Annotated in this window: 10 protein-coding genes; 8 read left to right on the top strand and 2 right to left on the bottom strand. The window is 67.9% G+C overall.

Annotated elements, in window-relative coordinates; all coding sequences use genetic code 11:
* The first annotated feature begins 139 nt into the window (after nt 1-139).
* The 8 genes from rpoZ (at nt 140) to recO (ending at nt 7207) form a co-directional block, all read left to right on the top strand.
* Nucleotides 140-592 carry a DNA-directed RNA polymerase subunit omega gene (rpoZ, locus tag Q0309_RS12125; RefSeq protein WP_299441178.1) on the top strand — a complete coding sequence of 151 codons (453 nt, stop codon included), beginning with the start codon at nt 140-142 and terminating at the stop codon, nt 590-592.
* Between the two features lie 164 nt (nt 593-756).
* Nucleotides 757-2922, top strand: coding sequence for a bifunctional (p)ppGpp synthetase/guanosine-3',5'-bis(diphosphate) 3'-pyrophosphohydrolase (locus Q0309_RS12120; RefSeq protein ID WP_299441175.1), 2166 nt, complete (start codon nt 757-759; stop codon nt 2920-2922).
* Nucleotides 2923-2960: 38 nt separating this feature from the next.
* Nucleotides 2961-3743: a pyridoxine 5'-phosphate synthase gene (locus tag Q0309_RS12115; protein WP_299441172.1), complete on the top strand. Its 783-nt coding sequence runs from the start codon at nt 2961-2963 to the stop codon at nt 3741-3743.
* A gap of 134 nt (nt 3744-3877) precedes the next feature.
* Nucleotides 3878-4615 (top strand): signal peptidase I, encoded by a 738-nt coding sequence (gene lepB / locus Q0309_RS12110; RefSeq protein WP_299441169.1) that lies wholly within the window; start codon nt 3878-3880, stop codon nt 4613-4615.
* Nucleotides 4616-4627: 12 nt separating this feature from the next.
* Nucleotides 4628-5329: a ribonuclease III gene (gene rnc / locus Q0309_RS12105; protein WP_299441166.1), complete on the top strand. Its 702-nt coding sequence runs from the start codon at nt 4628-4630 to the stop codon at nt 5327-5329.
* Nucleotides 5326-6237, top strand: coding sequence for a GTPase Era (gene era / locus Q0309_RS12100; protein ID WP_299441163.1), 912 nt, complete (start codon nt 5326-5328; stop codon nt 6235-6237). The genes rnc and era overlap by 4 nt, the downstream gene beginning before the upstream one ends.
* A 52-nt stretch (nt 6238-6289) precedes the next feature.
* Entirely contained in the window at nt 6290-6469 is a 180-nt protein-coding gene (locus tag Q0309_RS12095; RefSeq protein WP_299441160.1) for a hypothetical protein, read from the top strand.
* The gene (gene recO / locus Q0309_RS12090) at nt 6470-7207 is read left to right on the top strand and encodes a DNA repair protein RecO (protein ID WP_299441156.1); all 738 of its coding nucleotides are present in this window, start codon (nt 6470-6472) and stop codon (nt 7205-7207) included.
* Between the two features lie 19 nt (nt 7208-7226).
* Here recO and Q0309_RS12085 read toward each other — a convergent pair whose 3' ends face one another.
* Nucleotides 7227-7649, bottom strand: coding sequence for a type II toxin-antitoxin system HicB family antitoxin (locus Q0309_RS12085; protein WP_299441153.1), 423 nt, complete (start codon nt 7647-7649; stop codon nt 7227-7229).
* 56 nt (nt 7650-7705) lie between these two features.
* On the bottom strand, nt 7706-7897 hold the full coding sequence (locus Q0309_RS12080) for a type II toxin-antitoxin system HicA family toxin (RefSeq protein WP_299441149.1): 192 nt from the start codon (nt 7895-7897) through the stop codon (nt 7706-7708).
* Nucleotides 7898-8102: the final 205 nt, after the last annotated feature.

Genomic DNA, 8102 nt, shown 5'->3' with positions numbered 1-8102 from the left:
GATCGATTCAGAACTTTCGCGCGTTGTCACGCCCTAATTCACCCGATTGCCCTGCGATTGCCCTGACGGCGTCTTGCGGCGGCGGCGACGAGCGTCTATATAGCTTGGTTCACTCGGATTTTCTTTGTGGGAGACACACATGGCGCGCGTGACCGTCGAGGACTGTATCGAGCGCATTCCGAACCGTTTTGAACTGGTGCTTCTGGCCGCCCAGCGCGCGCGCGACATCTCCGCCGGCACGCCGCTGACCGTCGAGCGGGACAACGACAAGGACCCGGTCATCGCCCTGCGCGAAATCGCCGAGGCAACGGTCGATCCGGAGCAGACCTCCAACAGCCTGATCCAAAGCCTGCAGAAGCACGTCGAACCCGATGAGCCCGAGGAGGACGAGTTCGACGCCCTGGCCGGGCAGCGGCAGATTCCCATGGACGTGCGCGAGGCGGCCAACGAGGCCGAAGAGGTGTTCGCCGACGGCCTGACCGTGCACGGGGACAGCGGCGAGGACGACGACAACGACGCGCCGAGCGAGCCGGCGACCACCCCCGAGGAGTACGACCCGGACAACCCGCCGGCCTACGGCGACGAACGGTAAGGTCGCGCCAGCGGGACGGGAGGCGCGGACGCAGCCGGCATGAGATCACACGGGCGGAGACGCGGATCACCAGGCCCCACCCCGAATGCCCGGCCGGCCCCTTCGGGCCGGGGGGCTTCGTGTGACAGACGTACCGCCGCCCCCCGGGTACGGAGCGCCCGGCCATGATGCGTCAGTTCGAACTGGTCGAACGCGTCAAGGCCTATGACCCCAACGCTGACGAAGCGGTGTTGAACCGCGCCTATGTCTATGCCGTGAAGAAGCACGGCTCGCAGTTGCGCGAATCGGGCGACCCGTACTTTTCGCACCCGGTCGAGGTGGCCGGCATCCTCACCAACTACAAGCTCGACAGCGCCTCGATCATCACGGGGCTGCTGCACGATGTCGTCGAGGACACCGACGCGACGGTCGACGACATCAGCCGGCTGTTCGGCGCCGAGGTCGGCACTTTGGTCGACGGCGTCACCAAGCTGGCCAAGATCAAGTTGCAGGCCGATGGCACCACCCGCGAGGCGGAGAACTTTCGCCGACTCGTGCTGGCCATGTCCAACGACATCCGGGTGCTGCTGGTGAAGCTGGCCGACCGGCTGCACAACATGCGCACGCTGCACTTCGTCAAGAAGCCCGAAAAACGCCAGCGCATCGCCGTCGAGACGATGGAGATCTACGCGCCGCTGGCCGAGCGCATCGGGATGCACGAGCTCAAGGACGAGTTGCAGGACCTGGCGTTCCGCCAGATCCACCCGGAGGCGCGGGCGTCGATCCTGGCCCGCCTGGACTACCTGCGCGAACAGGGCGGCCAGTTGGTGCCCGTGATCCTGAGCGAACTGCGACAGGTCGTCGCCGAACAGGGCCTGCAGGCGCAGGTATCGGGGCGCGAGAAAAGCCCGTATTCGATCTGGCGCAAGATGCGGGACAAGGAGGTCGGCTTTGAACAACTGTCCGACATCATGGCCTTCCGCATTTTGGTGGAAACCCTGGAGGACTGCTACCGTGCGCTGGGGGTGATCCACGCTCACTACCGCATGGTGCCGGACCGCTTCAAGGACTACATCTCGACTCCCAAGGCCAACGGCTATCAGTCCATCCACACCTCGGTGATGGGGCCGCGCAACAATCGCATCGAGGTGCAGATCCGCACCCATGACATGCACGAGATCGCGGAACGCGGCGTCGCCGCGCACTGGTCCTACAAGCAGGGCGTGCGCCAGACGCTGGATGGGTCGCAGTACCGCTGGCTGCGCGAACTGATCGAGATCCTGGAACACACCACCAGCCCGGACGAGTTCCTGGAGCACACCAAGCTGGCGATGTACCAGGACCAAGTGTTCTGTTTCACGCCCAAGGGCGACGTGATCAACCTGCCGGCCGGTGCCACGCCCGTCGACTTCGCCTATGCCGTCCATACCGACGTCGGCAACAAGTGCGCCGGCGCCAAGGTCAACGGCCGGCTGGTGCCATTGCGCCACGTCCTGAACAACGGCGATCAGGTCGAGATCGCCACCAGCAAGACACAGACGCCGTCCCCGGACTGGGAACACTTCGTCGTCTCCGGCAAGGCCCGCGCCCAGATCCGGCGCTTCATCCGCCTGCGCCAACGCGAGCAGTACCAGAGCCTGGGCCGGCAGATGCTCACCAAGGAGTTCGGCAAGGCCGGCTACAGCCTGACCGAAAAGGGCCTGGAGGGTGTCGTCAACCGCTTCCGCGCGCCCACCGTCGAGGACCTGTGCGCCGAGGTCGGCGCCGGAACCGTCAGCGCGCGCGACGTCGTCACGGCCGTCTATCCGGGCCTGAAGGAAACCAAGCCCCGGCTGGCCCGCGTGATCCAGCCGTTCGGCAAGGGGTGGAGCAAATCGCGCGGCGGCGGTGGCGGCGACACCCGCCCCATCCCCATCAAGGGCCTGATCCCCGGGATGGCGATTCACTATGCCCGGTGCTGCCATCCCCTGCCCGGTGATCGCATCGTCGGCATCGTCAACACCGGCAAGGGTGTCACCATCCACACCATCGACTGCGAGCAGTTGGAGCAATACGCCGACCAGCCGGAACGCTGGCTGGACCTGAGTTGGGAGGACGATGCCTCGATCGACCCCCACACCGGCCGTCTCAGTCTCGTGGTGGCCAACCAGATGGGCTCGCTGTCGGACCTGTCGACCATCATCGCCAAGAATCTTGGCAACATCACCAACCTGAAAATCACGGGACGCACGGCCGACTTTTTCGATATGGTCATCGACGTCGAGGTGCGCGACGTGCGCCACCTGACCAACATCATCGCCGCCCTGCGCGCCTCCAACGCCGTCAACACCGTGGACCGCGCCAGGCGGTGAGGTCCCCTCTCAGCACCCTGTCACGAAAGCCGTCCGCCATGCCCGCCCGTTTGCTCCGTCTTGGCGTCAACATCGACCACGTCGCCACCATCCGCAACGCGCGCGGTGGCCTGGTTCCCGACCCGCTGCGAGCCGCGCGAATCGCCGCCGAGGCCGGCGCCGACGGCATCACCGCCCATTTGCGCGAGGACCGGCGCCACATCTCGGACCACGACATCGTCCGCCTGAGCCGCGAGATCGATCTGCCGTTGAACCTGGAGATGGCGGCCACCGACGAAATGCTGGCGATCGCCCTGCAACACCGCCCGCACGCCGCCTGCATCGTGCCGGAACGGCGCGAGGAACGCACCACCGAGGGCGGGCTGGACGCCGCCGGCCAACGCGCCCACTTGGCTCCCTTCGTGGCGGCGCTGGGCGAGGCGGGCGTGCGTGTCTCCTTGTTCATCGAACCTGACCCGCGCCAGATCGAGGCCGCGGTGGCCCTCGGCGCGCCGGTCGTGGAACTGCACACCGGCACCTACTGCGAGGTGCAGGGCGAGGCCCGCGCCCGCGAGTTGGACCGCCTGCGCGAGGCCGCGCGGCTCGGCACGGAGGCCGGCCTTGAGATCCACGCCGGCCACGGGCTCGCCTACGACACCGTGGGACCGGTGGCCGCCATCCCGATGATCCGGGAACTGAACATCGGTCACTTCCTGGTGGGCGAGGCCATCTTCGTCGGCCTCGACGCGTCGATCCGCCGAATGCGGGCATTGATGGACGAGGCCCGCCCAAAGGCTCACCCCGGGGCCCCCTCCGACCGCCCCGCCGCGCGGCACTCCTGACGGACCTGGCGCCCGTCTGACCAGCAAACCTTGACTTTGCCATATTCGGCTGGCTTGATCACCGCTCCCGGGCGGGCCGTCTCTTTCGCGGGCTGGACCCGGCATTGATCTCGGAAGGGTAGACGAGCCTCTTCATGCAAAAGAAGAAGACCGGCGGGTTCGGCGAAACGATCCGGACCATCATTTATGCTGTCCTCATCGCCATCGTCATCCGCACCGTGGCCTACGAGCCTTTCAACATTCCGTCGGCGTCCATGGTGCCGACCCTGTTGATCGGGGACTACCTGTTTGTCTCCAAGTTCTCGTACGGCTACAGCCGCCATTCATTTCCGTTCAGCTTTCCGCCGTTCCCGGGCCGCGTGCTGGCATCGGAGCCGGAGCGCGGCGACGTCGCCGTCTTCAAGCTGCCGTCGGACCCGTCGGCGGACTACATCAAGCGCGTGATCGGCCTGCCCGGCGACCGCATCCAGATGGTGCGGGGCGTGCTGCACATCAACGGAGAGGCGGTCCAGCGCGAGCGGGTGCAGGACGCGGTGTGGCACGATCAGGTCGGCAGCGTGCATCGCTCGCCGCAGTACATCGAGACCCTGCCCAACGGCCGCTCGCACCCCATCCTGGAGGATCGGCGCGACACCGGTCCGCTGGACCAGACGCGGGAATTCACCGTGCCCGAAGGCCACTACTTCATGATGGGGGACAACCGGGACAATTCCGCCGACAGCCGGGCGGACGTCGGGTTCGTGCCGCGCGAGAACCTGGTCGGCCGCGCCGACATCCTGTTCTTCTCCACCGACCGGTCGGCGGCGCTCTGGGAGGTCTGGAAATGGCCCATGGCCATCCGCACCGACCGCCTGTTCACGACCGTCCATTGAGGAGCGCGGACCGTGTCCGGTGATCGCGGCTCCGTCGCGGCAAGCGAGGCGGCCGGTCCGCTTGAAACCCTTCTGGGACACCGGTTCCAGGACCACCGGCTGCTGGCCCAAGCCCTGACCCACGGCAGCATCGGCGGCGGGCCGCGCAGCTATGAACGCCTGGAGTTCCTGGGCGACCGGGTGCTCAGCCTGGTCATCGCCGACATGCTGTTCCGCCGCTTCCGGGCCGAGCCCGAGGGCTCGCTGGCACGCCGGCACACAGCCCTGGTGCGCGGCGAAACCCTGGCCCGCGTCGCCCGCGACCTCGACCTGCCGCGCCTGATCCGCCTGTCGCGCGGCGAGGAAGACCTTGGCGGGCGCGACAACCCGGCCCTGCTGGCCGACGTGTGCGAGGCGGTGCTGGGGGCGCTGTACATGGACGCCGGGTACGAGGCGACCCGACGTTTCATTGTCGAGCGATGGACGCCGTTGATGGACGAGGACCCGGCCCCGCCGAAAGACGCCAAGACGTCCCTTCAAGAATGGGCGCAGGGGCGCGGGCTGCCCCTGCCCGCCTACGAGACCGTCGCGACCGCCGGGCCGGCGCACGCGCCCACCTTCACCGTGGCGGCCCGCGTCGAGGGCCACGAACCGGCCACGGCCGAGGGATCGTCCAAGCGCCAGGCCGAACAGAAGGCCGCCGCCCTGCTTCTCGGCCGGCTCGACCCGTCATGACCCTGACCGATCCCCAATCCCGCTGCGGCTTCGTCGCCGTCATGGGCGCGCCAAACGCCGGCAAGTCGACCCTGGTCAACACCCTGGTCGGCACCAAGGTCAGCATCGTCAGTCCCAAGGTGCAGACGACGCGGACCCGCGTGCGCGGCGTCGCGCTGCACGGCCCGGCGCAGATCGTGTTCATCGACACTCCCGGCGTGTTTGCCCCCAAACGCCGGCTGGAACGCTCGATGGTGGCGGCGGCCTGGGACGGCGCGGCGGACGCCGATCAGGTGTTGGTGGTGGTGGACGCCCATCGCGGGCTCGACGACGACACGCTGTCGATCGTCAAAGGGCTGCGCGATCAGGGCCGCACCGACTGCCTGCTGGCGCTGAACAAGATCGACACCGTCAAGCGGGAGTCGCTGCTGGCGCTGGCGGCGGCCCTGGACGCCGAGGGCGTGTTCGGCGCCGTGTTCATGATCTCCGCCCTGAACGCCGACGGCACCGATGACCTTCTGGCGCATCTGGCCGAGGCCGCGCCGGTCGGCCCGTGGATGTTCCCCGAGGACGAGGTCTCCGACCTGCCGCAACGCCTGTGGGCGGCGGAGATCACGCGCGAGCAGATCTTCCACCAGCTTCACCAGGAACTGCCCTACGCCACCCTGGTCGAGTCCGAAGCCTGGCAGGAGCGCCCCGACGGCTCGGTGCGCATCGACCAGGTGATCTACGTGCAGCGCGACAGCCAGCGAGCCATCGTGCTCGGCAAGGGCGGCCAGCGCATCCGCGCCATCAGCACGGCGGCGCGGCAGGAAATGACGGACCTGCTGGAACGGCCCGTGCATCTGTTCCTGTACGTCAAGGTGCACGAGCGGCTGTGGGAGGACCGGCGGCACTATACGGAATGGGGCCTGGACTTCGACGCGTGAGTCGAAGCCCTGCCGGAAAGGGTCCGCTCCGACGGGTGGGACGGAGGGTACCATGAACAGCGGCAGCATGATCCTGCTGGCCGTCGGCGCGATCTGTCTCGTCGTGCTGGTGGGACAGCATCTCTGGCCCGTGCCGCGCTGGCTGGCGCCGATCCTGCTGTTCGTGGGCTTGGCCGGCATCCTGGCCGGCATGGGCTGGTTCGCTCTGTCCCTGGCCTTGAGGTGGGGCTGAATGGCCGTTGAGTGGCGCGACGACGCCATCGTCCTGTCCGCCCGTCCGCACGGCGAGACCAGCGTGCTGGCCTCGGTGCTGACCCGCGCGCACGGCCGCCACCCGGGCTTGGTGCGCGGCGGCATCGGCCGCGCGGCGCGCGGCCTGTGGCAGCCCGGCAACCGCCTGTCGGTGACCTGGAAGGCGCGGCTGGCCGACCACCTGGGGACCCTGACGGGCGAGATGACCGACGCCCTGGCGGCGCGGATCATGGACGACGCCGGTCGGCTGGCGCTGCTGACCGCCCTGTGCGCGGTGGCCGACGCGGCGGCGCCGGAGCGCGAGCCCCTGCCCCGCCTGTTCGACGACACGGCGGCGTTGTTATCTCTGCTGGCCGGGGTTGAGGCCCCGGACTCGTTGCCGGCCGAGGCCGCCTATGTGGTGTGGGAACTGCGCCTGCTGGCCGACCTGGGGTTCGGGCTCGACCTGTCCCGGTGCGCGGCGACCGGGACCAACGACAATCTTGTGTATGTGTCGCCGAAGAGCGGTCGCGCCGTCTCCGCCTCGGCCGGCGAACCGTACCGTGACCGGCTGTTGCCGCTGCCACCGTTCCTGTTGGGGCACCCGCCCGGCCCGGCACACGAGATGTCCGACGGCCTGCGCCTGACCGGCTTCTTCCTGGAACGCCACGTCTTCCACCCGCGAAACCAGCCCCTGCCGGCGGCGCGGGAACGGTTGGTGGGGAGGGTGGGGAAGTAGGGTGCGGCGCCGCGTCGCGTCACGCCGCGTCACGCACCGTGGGCTCGATCACCAAGCCCAGCGCGGCGAAGGCGGCCTCGATCTGGTCCATGCGGCTGGCGTGGGTCAGGTCCAAAAGGCGCCAGACGTCCTTCGGGCTCTTCCCCAGGCGCCGGGCAAGGTCGCTTTGAGACACCCCGCGCGCCCGCAGTTCCTGGTACAGGCGCAGCTTGAGGGCATCAAGAACCGGAAGGCGCACCGTGGGCCGGCCCTCCGCCGGTGACGGAGGTGGGATATCGCGGCGCTCGTCCATCAGGCCCGAAATCATCGCCCGAACCGCGCCAACGGCATGGCGCAGGGCGTCGGCCTCGGTGTCCCCGAACGTGCGACATCCGGGCAGATCGGGCACGATGGCCATCACCGTATCGTCGTCAGGCTCGAATTCGACGGGATAGCTGTCCATCTCCTAACCCCTTCTAATGGGGCGAAATGGAAGTGATCGCGATTAGGAATCGGGCGTTACTTCAGGCCCAGATCCTTCTTGATCCCTTCCATCAGGCCCGTCTTGAGCTGTTTGCGCCCGCCGTGCGTCGGAATCTGGGACGTCTTTCCGTTGGCGGGATTCAGAAGGAACTTGTGCCCAGTCCCCTTCTTGTCCCGAACCTCGATCCCCTGCTTCCTAAGCCACCGTTCGAACTGATCCGCGTTCACCCCGCAGGCTCCTAGCTGATGTCGACCTCAGGTTACGGCATTTGTGCCCAAGCGCCAAGTGAAACCCGTCGGCCATCGTTTCGGCGTCGGGCGGCCCAAGGCTACATAAGCAGTCCGGCGCCAGCGCCCCCACAACCCCTTGATCCTCGCCCCCCTCTCGGCGCATTGTCGGCCGCATGAGCACCACCACCAAGACCCCGCCTCC

This window comes from uncultured Rhodospira sp. (genome assembly GCF_937138205.1).
In the GTDB taxonomy this organism is placed as follows: Bacteria; Pseudomonadota; Alphaproteobacteria; order Rhodospirillales; family Rhodospirillaceae; genus Rhodospira.
Note: the sequence above shows the minus strand (reverse complement) of the source record. Positions and strands in the feature narration are given on the sequence as shown.